Origin of the sequence: uncultured Roseobacter sp. (assembly GCF_947492555.1) — a bacterium.
Classification (GTDB): domain Bacteria; phylum Pseudomonadota; class Alphaproteobacteria; order Rhodobacterales; family Rhodobacteraceae; genus Roseobacter.
The window spans coordinates 92,253-110,348 of sequence record NZ_CANLNE010000002.1; the positions used below are offsets into that span (position 1 = coordinate 92,253).

Consider the following 18,096-nt stretch of genomic DNA (forward strand, 5'->3'; position numbering starts at 1 on the left):
CCCGCGTTGTCCAGCCACAGAGTAGCGGGACAGACCGCTTAGCTGATCGGCTCCATTTTGCTGCCGGTCGGAATGTTCGGATGGTCAGTATTGTCGACGATCACCAGATCGTAATCTCCGCTGTCTTTCAGGCGCCATTGTCCCCCGACAAGCGGTGTTTTGGCGACGTTCTGCGCTGCAAAGGGCGGCAGTCCTGCACCGTCAAATGCAATCCGGCCCACGATGCTTTCAAGCTGGGATGCAGCGATTGCCGCGGCAACAGCGTCCGCATCGCCTGTATCATCCGTGCGGCCCATGACGTCTGCGGCCATTTCAAAGAGCGCATGCACAAAGCCGATTGGCTGTGTCCACTGCTTGTTGGTGGCGTTTGAGTACGCCGCGGCGAGATCGCCAGCAGATTGCCCGCTGATCGAAGAGTTGAATGGATGTGTCGGCGACCACCAGACCTCGGACGACAGGTTGTGTCCTTGATCGCCAAGGGCTTCGACCGCCTGCGGAAACAGGATCGCCTTGCCGATGCTGGCTGCTTTTGGATTGAACCCTTGCTGTTTGGCCTGGGTCCAGAAAGTCGTGAAATCGGGCGGGATCGGCACGCCAGTGACAATATCAGCATTGGCCTGTTTAAAAGCATTGATCTGCGCGCTGAAATCATCCGTCAGGTTCTGGTAACGGCCTGGATCCGTTAACCCGTAGCCCTGTTCGGCCAAAACCGGTGGGAAGCCCACATTCGGATCGCCCCAAGCATTGCCGTCGCCATCATTAGGGAAGAGCCCGCCGACCTGCTTGTTTGTCTCCAGCTGATTCCACATCGCGGTGAAAACCGAGATGACGTCCTCGAGGCCCCAGAAGAAGTGAAAGCTGTAGTAGAACGGCTCCCACGAGCTCGGATCGCCCGGGTTGCCTTGCTGCCCGATGAACCAGGGCTGCCAGGGCGCGACCGTGGAAATCACAGGGATTTCTTCGGCCTCGCAAGTGGTCGCCACAGGATTGGTGGTTTCGGGTGTGGAGGCAACCAACATCAAGTCGATTTCATCATCAAGAATAAGTTCTTTGGCGACTTCGGCGGCACGGTTGGGGTTGGACTGGCTGTCTTTTACGATAACCTCGAAGTTGGACCCCGCTTCAGAGCCGAGAAATCCGTCGATGATGAACTGATCCGCTTCGGAAAAGGCGGCCAGAGGCCCCGACTGCGGACTGACGTACCCCAGTTTGATCTTTGCGCCTTGTGCGATGGCTGGGGCTGCCAATCCTCCAGCGGCCAGTGTCAGGCTGGTTGCTGCCGAGTTCTTTAAAAGTGTGCGTCTCGTAATCATGCGTGTTCTCCCTCGTGTCACGTCTGTCTCAGAATGCTGGCGCATCGCCGGCCCACGCCGCTTGCAAGAGCGCGCGAATGTCGTTTTGAGTTACGGGTCGTGGATTTGGATAGGGTTTTCGTGTCGCCAGATCGGCAGCTCGGTCGAGGTCGGTTTCGCTGACGCCCAGATCGCGCAGTGCAAGCGGCGCACCGAGTGTCTTTGCAAACCCAAAGAGCGACTGACCCGCCGACTTGCCGCCCAGTACATCGGTGATGGCCTCTAACTCACGTGCCGCGGCACGCGCATTGTAGGCGATTGCATGCGGCAAAATAATCGCGTGCGTCTCTGCATGAGGCAGATCGAATGACCCACCAAGCGTATGGCAAAGCTTGTGGTGCAACGCCATGCCAACCCGGCCCAGTACGGTGCCACAGGCCCAGGCACCGCGTTGCGTCATCTCGCGCGCGTCCAGATCGCCCGGCGCGTCAACAACCTTGGGCAGTCCTTCGGCCAAGGCCTGCAATCCCTCGATAGCAAGGTTCGTGGTTTCTTTTGTGCGGTTCTCGGCATAAAGCGCTTCTGCCGCATGTGCCATTGCGTTGAGGCCGGATGTGACCGTCATACCCACCGGGAGAGTGGCCACCAGTTCCGGATCGTACAAGATCACCTCCGGCAGCACCCTTGGGTCGCTCAACGTCGTTTTGACCCCATCTTCGGTTTGCCCGAGAATGGGCGTCGCTTCGCTTCCGGCATAGGTGGTTGGCACCGTGATCTGGGGCAGATCAGTGCGGTATGCGAGAGCCTTTCCAAGCCCAATCGTCGACCCGCCCCCGAGTGCGACAAGGCAATCAGCGCGGGACGCACGCAGATGTTCCAATGCATCTTCAGTTACGTTGATGGGTGTATGCATGGTGGCTTTGGAGAACACGCCGGCGGCAAGCGGTCCGAGCACTTCGCTGGCCTCGAAGGCCAAATCGCTTTGCTGCGGTGTAGACAGGATCATCGCCTGTCGGCTGCCAAGCCGCTCTAATTCGGATGCCAGATCGCGACGAATGGCTCTTCCGAACCGAACGCGCACTTGCTCATCGCCTTCATTTCCTATCGCTGGAAAAGCCATGTCGATTCCTCCTCGACATCAGGCTAGCGAGCGAAATATCGCATGTTGATAATACTTCCGCCAAATAATATAGCATAATGCTATGTTAATTGATCCAAAGCACCTGCACATCCTGTCAGCCATCGTTGATGCGGGAGGAATGAGCCAGGGTGCACGTGATCTGGGGAAATCACAGCCAAGCCTGTCTCGGATCGTGGCGGACCTCGAAGCCCGTCTTGGAGAAAGCCTGTTCGAAAAAGGGCGTCGACCCCTGCAGCCAACCGAACTTTGCACGAGGCTGGCTTCTGAAGGGCGCGTGATCGCGCGCGCGACGCAACAGGCTCAAGATATCGCTTCGCAGTTCATAAGCGGCCACGCGGGCTCCGTCCGCGTCGCGGGCACGCCTATCTTTATGGACGGCGTCATCTCTACTATTATTGCCGGGTTCCAAGATGAATTTCCCGAGCTGCGCGTCGACCAAAGCTATGGATATGCTGAAGAACTGATCGAGGCCCTGAGAGCAGGAACCGTAGATACTTGTGTCTGCCCAATGGAACCGGGTGACGTCCCTGATGACATCGGTTTCCAAAGAATACTTAAAGGCCGAAATGTGATCGCATGCGGATCGGCCCATCCATTAGCCAGAAAGAAGTCGTTGCGCTTGGAGGAGATTTCAGAGTTTCCATGGATTACACAACCTGCAGGAAGCCCTCTCTACCAAGATCTACGGGACGTGCTTGATAGTATTGGCATCAGTGACTTCAAAGTCAGTTACTCAGGTGGCACATTGTCTTCCATCATCAACGTTCTTGCAGGCTCAAAAGCGTTGACGGTTTTGCCGTTTTCCGTGGTTTACATGCAGCCCAAAAACACCATTGTCGCTCTGCCCATTCGAATTGAGCACCCGAAGCGTGAACTGGGAATGCTCTGGAACGATATGGAAAGCCAATCCCCGGCCAAACGGCGGTTTATTCGGTACATGACGAAACGGTTTGCTGGAATTTCTCAAGCCGTTGCAGAACGCCAGCGCCAGGAAATCTGGCGCGAATAACTTCGTAGGACATCCGGTAAGATCAGGGTCCGCGGGAATACGGAGGTCGAAAGCGTGCGGATCATGCAGTCCACCAATCGGACGGATTTACGATACACCTCCGGGAAGACTGCACAATACGGCAACCTCGTGGAGAAAGCCGCGACCGCGCCGCAGTCTTCTGCGACCAGAGAAAGCCTACCCCCGTCAGAATACTTGCGCCGAAGCATTCCCAGTCACGAGGCGTGTCACGAAAAACGGCAAGTCCGGATGCCAGACCTTATGCATCAATCGCGGCTACGCCAACGTGTCCAGCCTTCAGATCACGATCTCTATCAGGGCCATAAAGCCACCACGGCCAGAAGAACAGTCATGCCGACCAACGCCTGCACCAGTGCGCCGCCAGTCAGGATGTGAATGACGCGCCCTTCGCTCGGCTCATCTTCGAGAGCGTCCCGACGAACCAGCCAGTAGTAACTGTCATTGGGCAGGATCGCGATGAAGGAGCCCAGGCAAATCGCGAAGACCGCCGCAATTTCGTTGACACCGCTGGCCAGGACGATCGGGGCCGCGACGGGCGCGATGGCGGCAAATGTCGCCATGGACGATCCCTGGGCCAGCTTGAACAGCACGGTCAAAGCAAAGAGTGCGATCAGGGTCAGCGCCCCGTCACCCTGCGGCACCAGACGGTCCAGTGCCACCAGCCCCGTCAGCACCGCGCCGAACGCACTTGCCGCGCCGATGACCAATAGAAGCGAACCTGTCCGTCGGACCGCGCTATCCAGGCACGCGCGCCGTTTGTCAGATGGCGTTTGCAACAAGGCGAGGATCGCAGCGGTGATCAATGCCCCCTTCGGCAGCAATAGAAAGTCCAATACGTTGTTTCCGGTCGTCCCGACCACGCCCCCGAAGATCAGCAGTGCCGCCATCACCAAAAACGGCGCGAATGCCCTTAACAAACGGCCATTGTCTGCTGGACCTTCCGTTTCGCTCGTCGTCGCGGTGCCTCTTGTGGCGAAGCGTCCCCACACCACCCCTGCTGCCCAGACAGGAAGCGTCAACAGCACGCCGCACAGCAACAGAGTGGCAGGTTCGACCCCTTGGGCACTGGTAACACCCAAGCCCGCCGCCACGATCAGCGGGCCAGCCGGATAGAGCAGCTTGAACCCCGCATAAGCCCCAAACGCCGTATCCATCTTGTAGCGCCCAGCCGCTGGAGAAAGCGCGGCATAGGCGGTGTCCGGACAGATCATCCCTGCGCCCGCAACCGGCGAGGCCAGCGCGACCGTTCGGCCCGCCGCGTTGGACGCAATGTTCTGAAGCGACAAGGCCGCAGCCAAGGTAAACGACGGCAAGAGGATCAAGGCAAACTCACCCAAGGCCCGTCCAAACCCTGCGTTGAACTGCCCGACCACTTCGTTCGCTCCAAGACCAGCTGCAAGGCCAAGGACAACGGTCAGGACAACCATCCAGATCACCAGGGGCAAATCCGGCACATAGCTCTTCAGATCGGGGGAGGTGAGGGAGGTTGAGGGGGCATCGGCCATGGCGCGTCCAGTCTATTATCTGAGTTCAACTCATGCTAATGGATGATATTAAATTGCTTAAATGAGAAAATATGAGGGAGGGCATGCGCCTGACTCATGCTAAACCACCATTACGATCCCTGCAGGTATTCGAGGCAGCAGCCCGGTGCGGCAGCTTCACCGCTGCCGGAGGGGAACTTGGCATCACGCAGAGCGGCGTGTCGCGTCAGGTCTCGGATCTGGAGGCGACGTTGGGTGTCGCGCTGTTTCTGCGCAACGGCGCCAGATTAAGCGTGACCCCGGCAGGCGAACGTCTGGCGCGTCAACTGGCGGACGCCTTCGCCCAGACCTGGTCCGCAGTTGCAGATGCACAACGATCTGATCAGATTGTCACTCTCTCGATGCTTCCGTCGGTCGCAGCGCGCTGGTTTGCGTCGCGCTTGGGTGATTTCCTGAGCGCAAACCCCGACATCGATCTTCGCATTACGGCGTCTCGGCATCTCGTGGACTTTGTTACGGAGGGTGTTGACGCGGCCATCCGCTACAGCCCGGCACCTCCGGGCAATCTGGAAGCGGTCAAGCTCGGCACAGAAACCGTAACGCCCGTCTGTTCTGCGGAGTATGCCGAGAAACATGAGTTGGACGCGCCTGAAGACATGTATCGTGCCACGCTTCTTTGCGGCGACATTCCAGAAGACTGGCCAGCCTGGTTCGAAGCCGCAGGATGCCAGCAATCTCCGCCCGCCGGACCACGTCTTGGGGATGACGGCGCGATTCTGCAGGCTGCGGTCGAAGGTCAGGGGGTCGCACTTGGACGGTCACTGCTGGTCGCCGACGACATCGCCGCAGGACGGCTCGTGGCACCTTTCCATGTCTCACTGGATGCCAGCCATGCATATTGGTTTGTGCGACCCAAAGACATGGCAACAACACATGCGATCAACGCTGTAGAAGAATGGCTTATCGGTCAGTTCGAAGTTCAGCACTAGAAAGCAGCCGTCGCTTTCGCCAGAGACCGGTCGAGACCTGATTGCACGCATTGCTCCTCGGCAATCCAAGCGTACAGGCTGCTATCGCAAAAGAACTCGCTGACCCGGCTATGGCTTTTCCAGTTCAGCTTTTGGCCTGGAGATCGCCTGAACCAAAGCGTCCGTCCGCCTGGCAAGAACGGTCGCGGCCGGGCCTTGGCTTGGAATGGCGCGCGCTTGAAATCCGTCGAAACTCTCGATGTCCCGCATCAAGTCAGCGCACGACAAAAACTGGCCGGTACCGCGATACAAAAGCGCCTGCCGCATCAGGCAGTCTGCCAGACCACGGGCAGGCTCATCCGCGCAAAACGCGAGGCAAAGTGCGCCACCGGGTCGAACGACCCTGCAGAGTTCAGTCAATGCCAAATGGGGATCCGGGACGGTTTCCAGGGCCCAGACGCAGGTCACAAGATCAAATGCGCCGTCTTCGAACGGCAGTGCCTCCAGTCGTCCTTTTATCTTTAACACCGGAATGTCGGCGCAGCGCGCAAGCATAGCCTCCGACGGGTCGAGCAGGGTGATCGATTTCGGCCGCATACCTTCAGCAATTAACGTTCGTGCCAAACGGCCGGTGCCACACCCCGCATCCAGCAACTTCATATCGGACGTGGCGAGAGCGCGCACCAAGGCCTCCAAGGCGGCTTGAGCCTCGCCACCCGCGTGGCGGAGCCACCGGTGATGAAGCCTGTCGTAGCGTGGTGCCAGTTTCTCGTACTGGCCGGCTCGGTCCCGCCGAGAGCGTTGAGCGAACATCTGATTGGCCTTGAATTTTCTGGGCGCTCAAACTGCGATCCGATCCGCATCGGACCAGGTCCACGCCGCCCAAAAGATTGCCATCATGGCCGCAAGTTCAATGCCCAGGTGGAACGTGTCATCCATATCGGTCGGCGCCGTTGAAAGGAGCGTCGAGGTCGTGATGATCGTCGCAACGATTGTGACGGGGCGCGCTATCCTGCGGGTCAGCAACAAGGAGAAGAGAACCATCGCGATTGGAACTTGGACAAGGACGCCGCCCAACAGCATGAGTTCTTCAGTGATCAGCATGCCGTTGTAGCGCCCTGTCAACAGCATCTCCAGATGAGACTTTAGGGCAAACTGGTGAATATCGCGGAAGATGATGTTCAGCAGGGTAAAGAGCCAGAGAGCCGAGAGCAGAGTGTGACGATCAATTTTTCGCATGTCTTGGACTTTCGCATTCGAGGTTTTGCGTTGGGCTTGACGTCGGACCGGGTCAAACAGGGGTCCGACGGGGATCTATGGTTGTTTGGGCGTCAAGAGCGGTTCTACTATGTGTTTGGGAATGGTCGATTGCTCAAAACTGTCCATCTGCTATACGCTGATGAATGAACTGGCAGGCCATCTCTTTCGACTGGAACCAGGTGCGCGCCTTCCTCGCGACAACCGAAGAGGGTTCGTTCAGCGGCGCAGCCCGCGTTTTGAAGACGACTCAGCCGACCATCGGTCGACAGATCAGCGCTCTGGAAGAGGCGCTTGGGGTGACGCTTGTCGAGCGCAGCGTCCGAGGGCTCACCCTGACCGAGTCCGGTCGAGACCTTCTCGATCACGTTCGCGCCATGGGTGAGGCTGCAACACTCGTTTCCATGGTCGCCGAAGGCAAATCCCGGGAGGTCACAGGCGAAGTTACAGTGACAGGAACTGACTTGTTGTCTACCGAGATCCTGCCGGGTGTGCTCATGCCTCTTCGTGAGAAGGCTCCCGGAATCCGCGTCCGCATCCTTGCCTCAAGCGACATGCAAAACCTGACACAACGCGAGGCGGATATCGCGATCCGGCACATCCGGCCGGAGCAACCGGACCTCATCGCACGCCATCTTGGCGATTTTCGCGCCAATCTTTATGCTGCGACATCCTACCTTGACCGTGTCGGCCGCCCCCGCACATTTCGCGACGTCGCCGACTATGACTTCGTTGGGCATGCGGATCCCGAACGCCTGATGGCCCCGCTTCATAACATGGGCATTCCAGTGCGCGCGGAGAGCTTCGTGATGTCCAGCACCAGTGGCACCGTTGCATGGGAGCTTGTGAAAGCCGGGTACGGGGTTTCGATGCAGCCTGAAGTTCTGGGAGAGGTGGAGCCTGGTATGGAGAAGGTTCTGCCCGATTTCCCTTCGTTGGAGTTCCCGATTTGGCTGGTCACGCACCGGGAGTTACAAACCAGCCGACGCATCCGGATCGTCTTCGACGTGCTAGCACGAGGTTTGGCGATTGCCGCACGCACGAGCGTTGCCACCCGACCTGACAATTCCTGAACATGAGATTTGTTTTGATCCAAAAGCCAGCTGTCTTGGTGTTTTCCCAACTGGTAGCCTTTGAAAAGTAGGCATTCCGGACGTGCGCTGGAATTGTAGAATTATCGGCAACCGTTCATTGCTTCGTTGGAAATACTTCGCAAATGACCAATGTCCGGTTTGGAGAATGCTGCACTGCGCCTTCGATGAGTGTCAGCAAAGAGCTAAAATTGTCTGATTTGCACCTATTTCACAAAAATATCGAACCGCATACGACGGTATACAGTCGACGTTCCGGATCGCTTCAGATATCAGGGCCCCAACTCTAGTCATTGGGAGCATCTCATGTCCGATATCATTTACACCAAAGTCGATGAGGCACCGGAGCTGGCCTCTGCTTCGTTGTTGCCGATCATTCAAAAATTCGCCGCAGCCGCTGGCGTCAGCGTTGGAACAAAGGACATCAGTCTCGCTGGACGCATTCTGGCGACCTTCCCGGAAAATCTGAGCAAAGATCAGCGCCAGTCCGACGATCTGGCCGAATTGGGCCGGTTGGTTAAGACGGCTGAGGCGAATGTGATCAAGCTGCCCAATATCTCCGCCTCCGTGCCCCAGCTGGTGGGCGCAATCAAAGAGCTTCAGTCGCAAGGCTTTGCACTGCCCGATTACCCCGAAGCGCCCGAGACCGACGACGAGAAAGCCATACGTGCCAAGTATGACGCGATCAAGGGATCGGCCGTGAACCCGGTTCTGCGGGAAGGCAATTCCGACCGCCGCGCCGCGAAAGCTGTGAAGAGCTTTGCGCAGGCGAACCCGCACCGCATGGGCGACTGGACAGCGGACAGCAAGACGCATGTGTCGTCCATGTCGGGCAATGACTTCTTCTCGAACGAAACATCCGCGACCCTCGGCAAAGACACGGGCGCAAAAATTGTGCTTGAGACGGCCGCAGGTGAGAAGGTCCTCAAGGACGGCCTTGAGTATCCCGCAGGCACCGTCGTCGATGCGACCTTTATGAGTGCCGCGGCTCTCAAAGACTTCCTCGCCGCGGAGATTGAAAAAACTAAGGAACAGGGCATCCTCTTCTCGCTGCACCTGAAGGCAACGATGATGAAGGTGTCGGACCCTATTCTCTTTGGTCACGCGGTTAAGGCCTTCCTTGCGCCGGTTTTCGACAAGCATGGCGCCGCAATGGCCGAACTTGGCGTAAACCCAAATTCCGGCCTTGGCGACCTGCTGGCGCGGGTCAAAGACAACGCCACGATCATGGCGGACATCGACGCCTGCATGGCAGCGCGCCCGCCGATGTACATGGTCGATTCCGACAAAGGCGTGACCAACCTGCACGTCTCATCGGACGTGATCATCGACGCCTCGATGCCCGCGCTCATTCGTGCAGGCGGCAAGGGCTGGGGACCGGATGGCAAAGAAGCTGACGCGAACTGCGTGATCCCCGACAATTCCTATGCGCCGGTCTATGACGAAGCGATCAGTTACTTCAAAGAGAACGGCAAACTGGACCCGGCCACTGCCGGGACGGTGCAGAATATCGGCCTGATGGCGCAAAAAGCCGAGGAATACGGCTCGCACCCCACGACGTTCGAGATCCCCGAGGCTGGCACCGTCAAGATGATCTTGGACGATGGCACTGTCCTGCACCAACACACCGTAGAAGCGGGCGACATCTGGCGATCCTCTTCCGCCCGCAAGGCCCCGATTGAGGATTGGGTCAACCTCGCTATCTCGCGCCAGAAGGCCGAAGGCTGCCGCGCGATCTTCTGGCTGGACGAGAACCGTGCGCATGACGCGGAACTTATTGCTTACGTCAAGCCAATCCTCGAAGCGCAAGGCGCGGCCGACAGGTTCGAGATCATGGCGCCGCGCGAGGCCACCCGCGCGTCGCTTGAAACGATCACCAAGGGCGCGAATACCATTGCAATCACGGGCAATGTACTGCGCGACTACCTGACGGACCTCTTCCCGATTCTGGAACTGGCGACCTCTGCCAAGATGCTCTCTATCGTGAAGCTGATGAATGGCGGTGGTCTTTTTGAAACCGGGGCCGGCGGCTCTGCACCAAAACACGTCCAGCAGCTTGTCGAGGAAAACCACCTGCGCTGGGACAGCCTCGGTGAGTTCTGCGCGCTCGGAGAAAGCCTGATCTTCCTTGCCGACGCAAAAGACAACAATCAGGCTCGTGTACTTGGCAAAGCCGTCGAAACAGCGACGCAAGGCATTCTCGACAATGGCCGCTCACCGTCGCGCAAGGTCGGCGAGCCGGACAACCGTGACAGCCACTATTGGTTTGCGCGGTATTGGGCGGAAGCTTTGACCGCTCAGACAGACGATGCGGCGCTTGCCGCTCATTTCGCCCCAATCGCAGAGGAGCTTGCGACCTATGAGGAAAAAGTGCTCTCTGAGCTTGCCGCTGCGCAAGGGCCCGCCGCTGAGCTTGGGGGTTACTACCGAACGAACGCGGACAAGACAGCTGCAGTTATGCGCCCGTCTCAAACGCTAAACAGAATCATTGGGCATTCCACCTGATCCAATCTCTGGCCGCGCACCCAATTGTGGTGCGCGGCGGATAATAATGAGAACTGGTGAGTGGGTTGGGCAAGAGCAAATATCTGCCAACAGGAAATTGCGCCAGAGAACTTGATTGTGTTTCCCGGGTTCGCAATGGGCCGTCCACACCTTGTAGTTGGGCCTGACGACGTCAGATGTTGAGTATCTTGGAGGCTCGGCCTCACACTTCCGTTGCAAGCTGATCGTGAATGGCCCTCGAGAACAGCTTAACGTCTTGCCCCGCTTTTCTGGGGTCGTGATAGAGCGACAGCGCCACATCTTTCAAACGGGGCAACTCAAGCGCCGATCCCAGATTTACCAGCGGCGGGACAACGGCTGTTTGCGGCATTACCGTAATTGCCAAACCTGCGAGCACGAAGGCCCGAACCCCGATTGGGTGCGGGCTCAGGTGCGCCAAGAATCCAGTCCGTCCAACACGATCCAGGGCTTCAAATGCATACCCCCGCAGATCCCTCCCATCCGTCAAAAAGACCAGCGGCACCTCTTGAGCCGAAGTTTTGTCAAACTCAGCAACACCAACCCAAACCAGCGCCGTGCTTTCAACGAAATCACGCCCCGGACGGCGCCCCTGATCCATCATGAAAGCGACGTCGATTTCTCCAGCATCCAGCAGGGCGAGCAGAGCATCACTACGCTCGCATTGGATATGAATCTGAACATCCGGTTCGACTTGCGCAAACTGACGTAATGCCTGCGTGACAACCGACATAGCAAGCGTCACTGTCGTTCCCAGCCTGATCCGGCGCAAAGTCCGCGCACCCCGAACGGCCTTTACCGCTTCATCGGAAAGGCCCAGAATGCGGCGCGCGTAGATCACGAAGGCCTCTCCCTCGGGGGTCAGGTGCATCGGACGCCCCCGTCCCCGCGTGAAGAGGATACAGCCCAATTCGTCTTCGAGTTTCCGGACATGCGCACTGATCGCCGACTGCACGGTATTGCGCAGTTCTGCAGCAAGCGAAAAGTTCAATGTTTCGGCTGCAATTACAAAGCTTTCAAGTGCGTTCAGGTCTCGCATTAGTATCTCAGAATGTGATTTTTTAAATTTATATAAACCATTTTTCAGATTTTTACGACTGGCGTATTGGATGCGTATCCGCTGAAAGGACCCACCATGGATCTCTCCGTGTCATTCTACCTCATCGCTGCGAGTGCCGTCTTGATCACGGGTATCTCAAAAAGCGGCTTTGGCGGTGGGTTGGGCGTGATGTCGGTACCGTTGATGAGCCTCTATATCGCACCTCAATTGGCCGTCGCGATTCTGATGCCCGTTCTGCTGGCAATGGATCTGATTATCGTCTGGCAATATCGGTTGCATTGGAACCGCGCGATCGTAGGAATGCTCTTGCCTGGCGCGGCGGTAGGTCTCGCATTGGGTGCTCTGTCATTTCAATGGATGAGCGCAGATGTGATCCGCTGCGCCGTGGGCCTGCTTGCGATCTTTTTCGTTGCGCAGTTTGTGTGGGTTCAGTATCGCGAGCGGACACCAAAGCACTCTGGGAAAAAAACCGTCTTTGCGCTTGGAGCATTGTCCGGTTTCGCCAGTTTTGTTGCCCATGCAGGTGGACCGCCTGTAAAAGGTGTTCTTTTACGCCAAGGTATGGAAAAATCCGTGTTCGTCGGGACAAACACGATGTTTTTCTTCGCCATGAACGCAACAAAAACAGTGGCTTACGGCGCCATGGGTCACTTCACACGGGACAGTATGAACGTCAGCTTGATCCTGGCACCCATGTTACTGGTCGGGATTGCACTTGGCACGGTGCTGCACAGGTTCATCGAGCAATCCGTTTTCACACGATTTGTATACGGGTTTCTATTTCTGGCGGGCATCAAATTGCTTTGGGACAGTGTTGACACGATTTGGGTCTAACCGGCCAAAACGTATGAACGCCTCGGGAGCAATACTGCCTGATGCCCGTTGAAAAGGCTAAAGATAGCCACGGGGGTGCCAGATAGACCCCAGGTTCTCGATAAGGACTCGCAACACAACCCTCATTTCCCGGCACCAATGGCAGGAGAGATGTATTAATCAGCGCTCTCCGAAAGCCCTTTCCAATGATCGATACACCGGCTTTCCAAGATAAGCGAGCATGCTGCGCTCGTCCGTCACAATCTCTGCGCTGCCAGTCATACCAACACGTAAAGGCTTTTTGAATTCGCCAGCACCGATTGTGAGGCTGTCGAGCTCCACAACACCACGAAAGTAAACCTGGCCATCCTTGGGGTCCGTAACGACTGTCGGAGACAAACTCGATATCGTCCCGGTCACTTCGCCGTAGCGGCGTGAATCGAAAGTAGTGAGTTTTAGGGATACCTTGTCCCCTCGGCGGATATGGCCAATGTCAGCCTCGCCGACTTTTATTTCCGCGACCAGTTGATCGTTTGTATTGATGAGCTCAAAGATCGTGGCGCCGGCCTCCACAATTTCTCCAATCCTCGGGAAATCAACCGATTGGATAACACCACCGCTAGGGGCACGTACCAGTAATTCTTCCTGTTGGCCTTCAAGTGCGGCAAGTTGAGTAGCCAATGCATCCCTCTCCTGCGTCAGGTCAAAAAGCTCTGTCAGGGTCTGTTCTCGCAGCGCCAAGTCGCTTTCCAGCGGTTTATCACGTACTTCTGTGTAGTTTGCGCTGGTTGTGGCCAGTTCGATACTGGCGTCAATCAGCCTACCCCTAAGTTCATCCAAAGACTGTTGTTCGGCGTCCAAACGAACACGAGTGATGCTGCCTGATTCAAAGAGCTTTAACAGCCGAGCGACTGATGCCTCTTTTTCCGAGACGCGGTTTTGCATCAAGTCTCGCGCGTTTTCTAATCTTTCAATGATGGTCTTGAGGTTTTTTGCCCTGTTTCGAGAAATCTCCTTTTGTAACTCGTGCAGATAAAGACGCGAGCGCGCGTAATTTGTCCCATCTGCAAAGGCCTGGCCTGCCTCTGAAAGATCTTCCTTTTCAAGGTCAAGGTGATCGAGGATGTAGGACAGGGTTTCGGTCCTGGACAGAATGGCATTGTACTGCTGCTGCACACTACGGATACTGCGCTCCAGGCTGGGCGACGTGAGCGTTGCCAGTATCTGGCCTTCACTCACTTGCTGCCCTTCCTTCACAAGGACTGAATTGACGATTCCGCTATTGATACTCTCAACTTGATAGGCTCTCCCAAGTGTTGTGATCTCTCCCGTTGCACGCGCAAGTTCTGGAACAGTCGTCCGCATGGCCAGTGTGACCGCCCCGGCAAGAAACGCCGCAAGTGTGAAAACAACAATCGCGGAAATACGAGGTTCACGGTTCTTTTCGCGGGCAGCGTTTCGGTCAAAAATGCCCGTCTGATCTGTTCGATGCGTAAACCATGCCATCTCAGTATTCCTTGTTTGCAGCGATCAGTGCGCTGATTTTCCGGCGTCCGTCGTTGCCAGTATCATTGGCAACAATGCGTCCGTCCGCCATGAAAACACATCTGTCGGCCAGTCGAATGTATTCCGGATCATCCGAAACAAGCACAATGGTACGGTTCCCCTTCAGCCCGCCGAGAAACCGCGTGAGCGCGGCCTTCCGAATGTAGTCAAGGCCGGCGTTCGGGTCGTTCAAGAGGTAGACGGCTGCTGGCCGAATGAAACTGCGGGAAAGCGCAAGGCCACGTGAGGTCGCAGACGATAGAGACTTGCGGTAGGTCTCCGTCAATCGCGTGTTTAAACCATCCGGAAAGCTGTCTACCTCCTGGTCAAGTCCAAGCGCAGCAATCATTGCTTCGATGTCTTCAAGATGTGCTGTCGGCGCGGCGAGACGGAAATTCTGAAGCAATGTTCCGTGGAAAACCTCAGGTTTCTTCTGTGCATAACTGAAAGACTGTCTCAGATCATCGACAGGGATCTGGCGTATATCAATTCCATCGAGTTGCACCGACCCCACAACAGGTTGATGCAGTCCCATAATGGCTTCGAGCAACGTGGTTTTCCCACTGCCGTTGTTGCCGGCAATCACCACGAACTCGCGCGGCGCGATATCCAGAGACACTTGCGACAGAGCCGGGTCAGTTGCATCAGCAAACCGATGTGTCACACCACTAAGAGTTACGCGACCTTCAAACTCCTTTTGATGCGATGATGCCGCGCCTCGAACCATTTCCTGTTGCATTGAAAGGACCCGGTCAACCTGCTGTCTGCTTTTCAAAAAGCCTAGGATTTGCGGCGCGTTGGAGTAGAGCGATTGCAGGGGCGTCAAAACCTTCCAGACAAGAGCCATGACCGCAATGAGCGCGCCAAATGACATGCTCCCGTCCATCGCCGCAAGAGTGCCCAGAACAATCGCCCCGACACCGGAAATCATCATCAAACTCTGTCCGAAAGCTTGGCACAAATGCTGAAATCTGCGCGCTTTGCGCGACGCATCGGCAGATTCTTGAGCGACGGCAGCATATCTTTTGTGCCAAAACTCTCCCAACCCAAGGCGATAAATGTTTCGTTGTTCGTTTACAGTCTCGAAGAGGTGCTTTTGCTGTTTTGCTTTGATCGATGCGGCCTGAGCATTCAACGTTTGTTGCACCGGCAATGTCACCCAGATGGCCAGCAGGAAGACCACAATCAATGCAAGCACCAGGAATCCTACCTGAGGTGCCAGCGCAAAAATCAGCCCGAGGAAAACCAGTATGAAAGGAAGATCCAACACCGTTGTCAGAACCTGACCAGAGAAAATGTCCCGCATACCCTCGAACTGCTTGAAACGCGCGATCTGTTGCTCCACATCCGATTTTTGGATCTGATCGGGCGGCAAGGACATTAGCTTGCGGAAAAGGGCTAACCCCAGTCGGTGTTCGACAACCCGGCCCATGTAGGCCACCGCAGATGATCGCGCGAATCTGAAACCTGCATCCGCCGTCAGTATCAACGCGGCACCCAAAGCAAGCGAAACGACCAAATCCGTTGCTCCGGATGGGATTACCCGGTCATATATCATCATAATCAACAGCGGCGTGGCGAGCCCCATGAGGTTTGTCATGAAAGATGCCACGACCAGCCAAGGCAAAAGCCGTCGAAAACCCGCTGTGATTTTACGGAAATCCTCAAAAGTCTGTGGTTCGTCTGATGGCGCAAACCGTTCGACTTTGACGACCGTGCCGCGCTGTTTCGACGGAGCATGCCGAACCGGATCTTCCCTTTCAGCGTCAGTGACCAGCAACTCTCCATTCTCCACAGAAAGAATGGCCGTTACTCTCCCCGAGCTTTCAACGAAAAGCGCCGGGCAATCGGTTTCAGCTACTTCGTTTTGCCGTGCCTGGGCCACGGACACAGGGATATCGAGGTTCCTCAGTGTGAGTATCAGATCGTCTGCTGACATCTGATCTGCAAGATGCGGTGCTGCTTCGGTCAAGTTTCGGTGGCTACTGTGCCAACCGGCTGCCATCATCAGTTTTTGCAAGAGTCCCAGACCGGGATGAATGACCGTATCCATCACGCGCTCCTTTTCGCCAGCCCTGCGGCGGTCGTCGCATCGTCAACAGCATCATTGTCCCAGAGCAACAAACTGTCCGTCGTGCTGTCGACCAGCATGATCGTCTGATCTGCAAGGGAAAGCAGTTGCTGCCGCGGGGTCGCCATCACAAGAGTTGTCTTGCCCTTGATAGCCTTCAAGTAGTGCGCAACGCGCGTCACAGCGCGTTCATCCATCGCTGACGTAGCATCATTAATCAACAGAATACGTGGCTCAAGAGCGAGTGCCCGGACCAAGGCGATGGTCTGCAAAAGAGCCAAATTGGACGCAACCGGTCCCACCTGACCCATGGGAGTGCTGTAGCCCATGGGCAGGTGGTGCACTTTCTTCTCCAAGCCCAACTCGGCAGAGATGGCGAGACTGCGTGCAATTGCCTCTCCTTCTCCAAAACAGGAGGTGTTTTCCAAGAGAGTCCCGGAAAAGATCGCGGGTGTCTGATCCACATAGACGATACCACCATGGCCACGCGTGGCTGAAAACGCGTCAACGGTCTTTCCGTCGATGTGGATTTGGCCACACTTTGGTATCTGTTCGCCAAGGATAAGACGCATGAAGGTCGCCTGGCCCGAACCGGCCTCTCCCACAACGCTCAATGCCTCACCTGCTTTCAAACTCAGTGTGACGTCAGAGAAGACCAGATTTTCCTGGCCTTCGCGACCTGCTGAAACATTTTCAAAGCTCAGGTGGCCTTCGAGACCCGGCACAAAACCAGTTGCAGCACGGCGCTGTTGCAGCGCCGAAATTTCATTGACCTTCGATTGTGCCGCCTCAATGCTTTCAGTCTGAGCCCAGTGGCCAAGCATTTTGAGCAATGGCTGAACCGTTCGTCCATTCAGCAACATGCATGCAGCCAACTCGGCTATCCCGATTTGTCCGATGATAACCAAATATCCACCCAAAAGCCCCATCGCGGCCACGGCCGCCTGTGAGAAGAGCGCTCCGAAAGACTGTGAAAAGCCCGAGACCTGGATCAGGTTTTGGCTGATGTCGACCGATTGCTTTTGCAAAAGCTCGTAGCGACGCAACAATTGCGGCTCCATCGTATCCGACTTGACCGTCAAGATTTGCGACAGGCATTCGATCAGGAACGAATAACGCCTTCCATCCAACACTTTACGCTTTTCAAAGATTGGCCCTTGCGCATGCTGTAGGGCAGTTTTGAAGAGATAAAGCAGAACCAAACTGGCAAGCGGCACGAGCACAAGCCAGCCGCCAATCAAGCCAATCATTACGATGAAAATCGCCGTGAACGGCACATCAATCGAAAACAGGCGGCCTTGACCGCTGTAGTAATCCCGCAACTGGGCCAAGGCATTCAGGCGTTCAAGATGCACACCGGTGGACGATGCTTCATAAGCGATGGGCTCCGCATTCAAAGACCGATCCATGAAATGATCGCCCAGCACGAGTTCAAATCGCTCACCCTGATACCCCATGACCACGATGCGCGCCCATTTCAGAAGAAAATCCAGAACAGTTGTCACGCAGAGGCCAACGAAGAGCAGCGTCAATGTTGCATGGGATTCATACGGAATAACGCGATCAAAGACTTGCAAGACAACCAGTGGCAATGCCAAGGCAAGCATGTTTATCGCAAGCGAAGACACGATAACCGACGCCCCGATGCGCGGCGGCGTTACTTTCTTCATTGGTCGTTCCGTCTTTGACCGCACAGTGGATCAAACTCCCATGGTCAGCGCGGTCTACCGTTTGCCGTCATTTGGTTAGCAAAGCGTTCATCCTGATATCTGGATGAGATCAATTGTAGTAAAATCGAATGTTTAAAGCCTGATTTGTAAA

The 18,096-nt window shown here is 56.2% G+C and carries 14 protein-coding genes and 1 pseudogene; 5 read left to right on the forward strand and 10 right to left on the reverse strand.

All coding sequences use genetic code 11. The features are described 5' to 3' along the window. Positions 1-38: 38 nt before the first annotated feature. Together Q1A07_RS07525 and Q1A07_RS07530 are read right to left on the reverse strand one after the other, a co-directional pair. Complete coding sequence (locus tag Q1A07_RS07525; RefSeq protein ID WP_299779399.1) at positions 39-1,313, reverse strand: ABC transporter substrate-binding protein; 1,275 nt, start codon at positions 1,311-1,313, stop codon at positions 39-41. A 28-nt stretch (positions 1,314-1,341) separates the two neighbouring features. Next, positions 1,342-2,412 (reverse strand): maleylacetate reductase, encoded by a 1,071-nt coding sequence (locus Q1A07_RS07530; protein ID WP_299779401.1) that lies wholly within the window; start codon positions 2,410-2,412, stop codon positions 1,342-1,344. Positions 2,413-2,494: 82 nt separating this feature from the next. Here Q1A07_RS07530 and Q1A07_RS07535 point away from each other — a divergent pair, with 82 nt between their 5' ends. Then, positions 2,495-3,442 carry a LysR family transcriptional regulator gene (locus Q1A07_RS07535; protein WP_299779403.1) on the forward strand — a complete coding sequence of 316 codons (948 nt, stop codon included), beginning with the start codon at positions 2,495-2,497 and terminating at the stop codon, positions 3,440-3,442. A 314-nt stretch (positions 3,443-3,756) separates the two neighbouring features. Here Q1A07_RS07535 and Q1A07_RS07540 read toward each other — a convergent pair whose 3' ends face one another. After that, complete coding sequence (locus tag Q1A07_RS07540) at positions 3,757-4,968, reverse strand: hypothetical protein (protein ID WP_299779405.1); 1,212 nt, start codon at positions 4,966-4,968, stop codon at positions 3,757-3,759. An 83-nt stretch (positions 4,969-5,051) separates the two neighbouring features. Between Q1A07_RS07540 and Q1A07_RS07545 the strand changes: the two genes are divergently transcribed. Further along, a complete protein-coding gene (locus tag Q1A07_RS07545; RefSeq protein WP_299779407.1) occupies positions 5,052-5,936 on the forward strand; it encodes a LysR substrate-binding domain-containing protein in 885 nt (294 codons plus the stop codon). A gap of 108 nt (positions 5,937-6,044) precedes the next feature. Here Q1A07_RS07545 and Q1A07_RS07550 read toward each other — a convergent pair whose 3' ends face one another. Next, positions 6,045-6,728 (reverse strand): methyltransferase domain-containing protein, encoded by a 684-nt coding sequence (locus tag Q1A07_RS07550; protein ID WP_299779409.1) that lies wholly within the window; start codon positions 6,726-6,728, stop codon positions 6,045-6,047. Between the two features lie 27 nt (positions 6,729-6,755). Next, on the reverse strand, positions 6,756-7,154 hold the full coding sequence (locus Q1A07_RS07555; protein ID WP_299779411.1) for a DUF6326 family protein: 399 nt from the start codon (positions 7,152-7,154) through the stop codon (positions 6,756-6,758). 164 nt (positions 7,155-7,318) lie between these two features. On the opposite strand from Q1A07_RS07555, the gene Q1A07_RS07560 reads away from it, so the two are divergent. Further along, positions 7,319-8,245, forward strand: coding sequence for a LysR family transcriptional regulator (locus Q1A07_RS07560; protein ID WP_299779413.1), 927 nt, complete (start codon positions 7,319-7,321; stop codon positions 8,243-8,245). Positions 8,246-8,569: 324 nt separating this feature from the next. Next, on the forward strand, positions 8,570-10,768 hold the full coding sequence (locus tag Q1A07_RS07565) for an NADP-dependent isocitrate dehydrogenase (RefSeq protein WP_299779415.1): 2,199 nt from the start codon (positions 8,570-8,572) through the stop codon (positions 10,766-10,768). 202 nt (positions 10,769-10,970) lie between these two features. On the opposite strand, the gene Q1A07_RS07570 is transcribed toward Q1A07_RS07565, so the two are convergent. Both Q1A07_RS07570 and Q1A07_RS21910 read right to left on the reverse strand, forming a co-directional pair. After that, positions 10,971-11,627: a LysR substrate-binding domain-containing protein gene (locus Q1A07_RS07570; protein ID WP_299779417.1), complete on the reverse strand. Its 657-nt coding sequence runs from the start codon at positions 11,625-11,627 to the stop codon at positions 10,971-10,973. 18 nt (positions 11,628-11,645) lie between these two features. After that, positions 11,646-11,825, reverse strand: a pseudogene (locus Q1A07_RS21910) (LysR family transcriptional regulator); the annotation flags it as partial. Between the two features lie 96 nt (positions 11,826-11,921). Here Q1A07_RS21910 and Q1A07_RS07575 point away from each other — a divergent pair. Further along, positions 11,922-12,680, forward strand: a complete 759-nt coding sequence (locus tag Q1A07_RS07575; protein WP_299779419.1) for a sulfite exporter TauE/SafE family protein — start codon at positions 11,922-11,924, stop codon at positions 12,678-12,680. A gap of 159 nt (positions 12,681-12,839) precedes the next feature. Here the strand turns inward: Q1A07_RS07575 and Q1A07_RS07580 are convergent, their stop codons facing one another. The 3 genes from Q1A07_RS07580 to Q1A07_RS07590 are packed head-to-tail and all read right to left on the reverse strand — an operon-like array spanning position 12,840 to position 17,945. Beyond that, the gene (locus Q1A07_RS07580) at positions 12,840-14,165 is read right to left on the reverse strand and encodes an HlyD family type I secretion periplasmic adaptor subunit (RefSeq protein ID WP_299779421.1); all 1,326 of its coding nucleotides are present in this window, start codon (positions 14,163-14,165) and stop codon (positions 12,840-12,842) included. A gap of 1 nt (position 14,166) precedes the next feature. Next, complete coding sequence (locus tag Q1A07_RS07585; protein WP_299779423.1) at positions 14,167-16,257, reverse strand: ABC transporter transmembrane domain-containing protein; 2,091 nt, start codon at positions 16,255-16,257, stop codon at positions 14,167-14,169. Next, positions 16,257-17,945, reverse strand: a complete 1,689-nt coding sequence (locus tag Q1A07_RS07590; protein WP_299779425.1) for an ABC transporter transmembrane domain-containing protein — start codon at positions 17,943-17,945, stop codon at positions 16,257-16,259. The genes Q1A07_RS07585 and Q1A07_RS07590 overlap by 1 nt, the downstream gene beginning before the upstream one ends. Positions 17,946-18,096 lie beyond the last annotated feature (151 nt).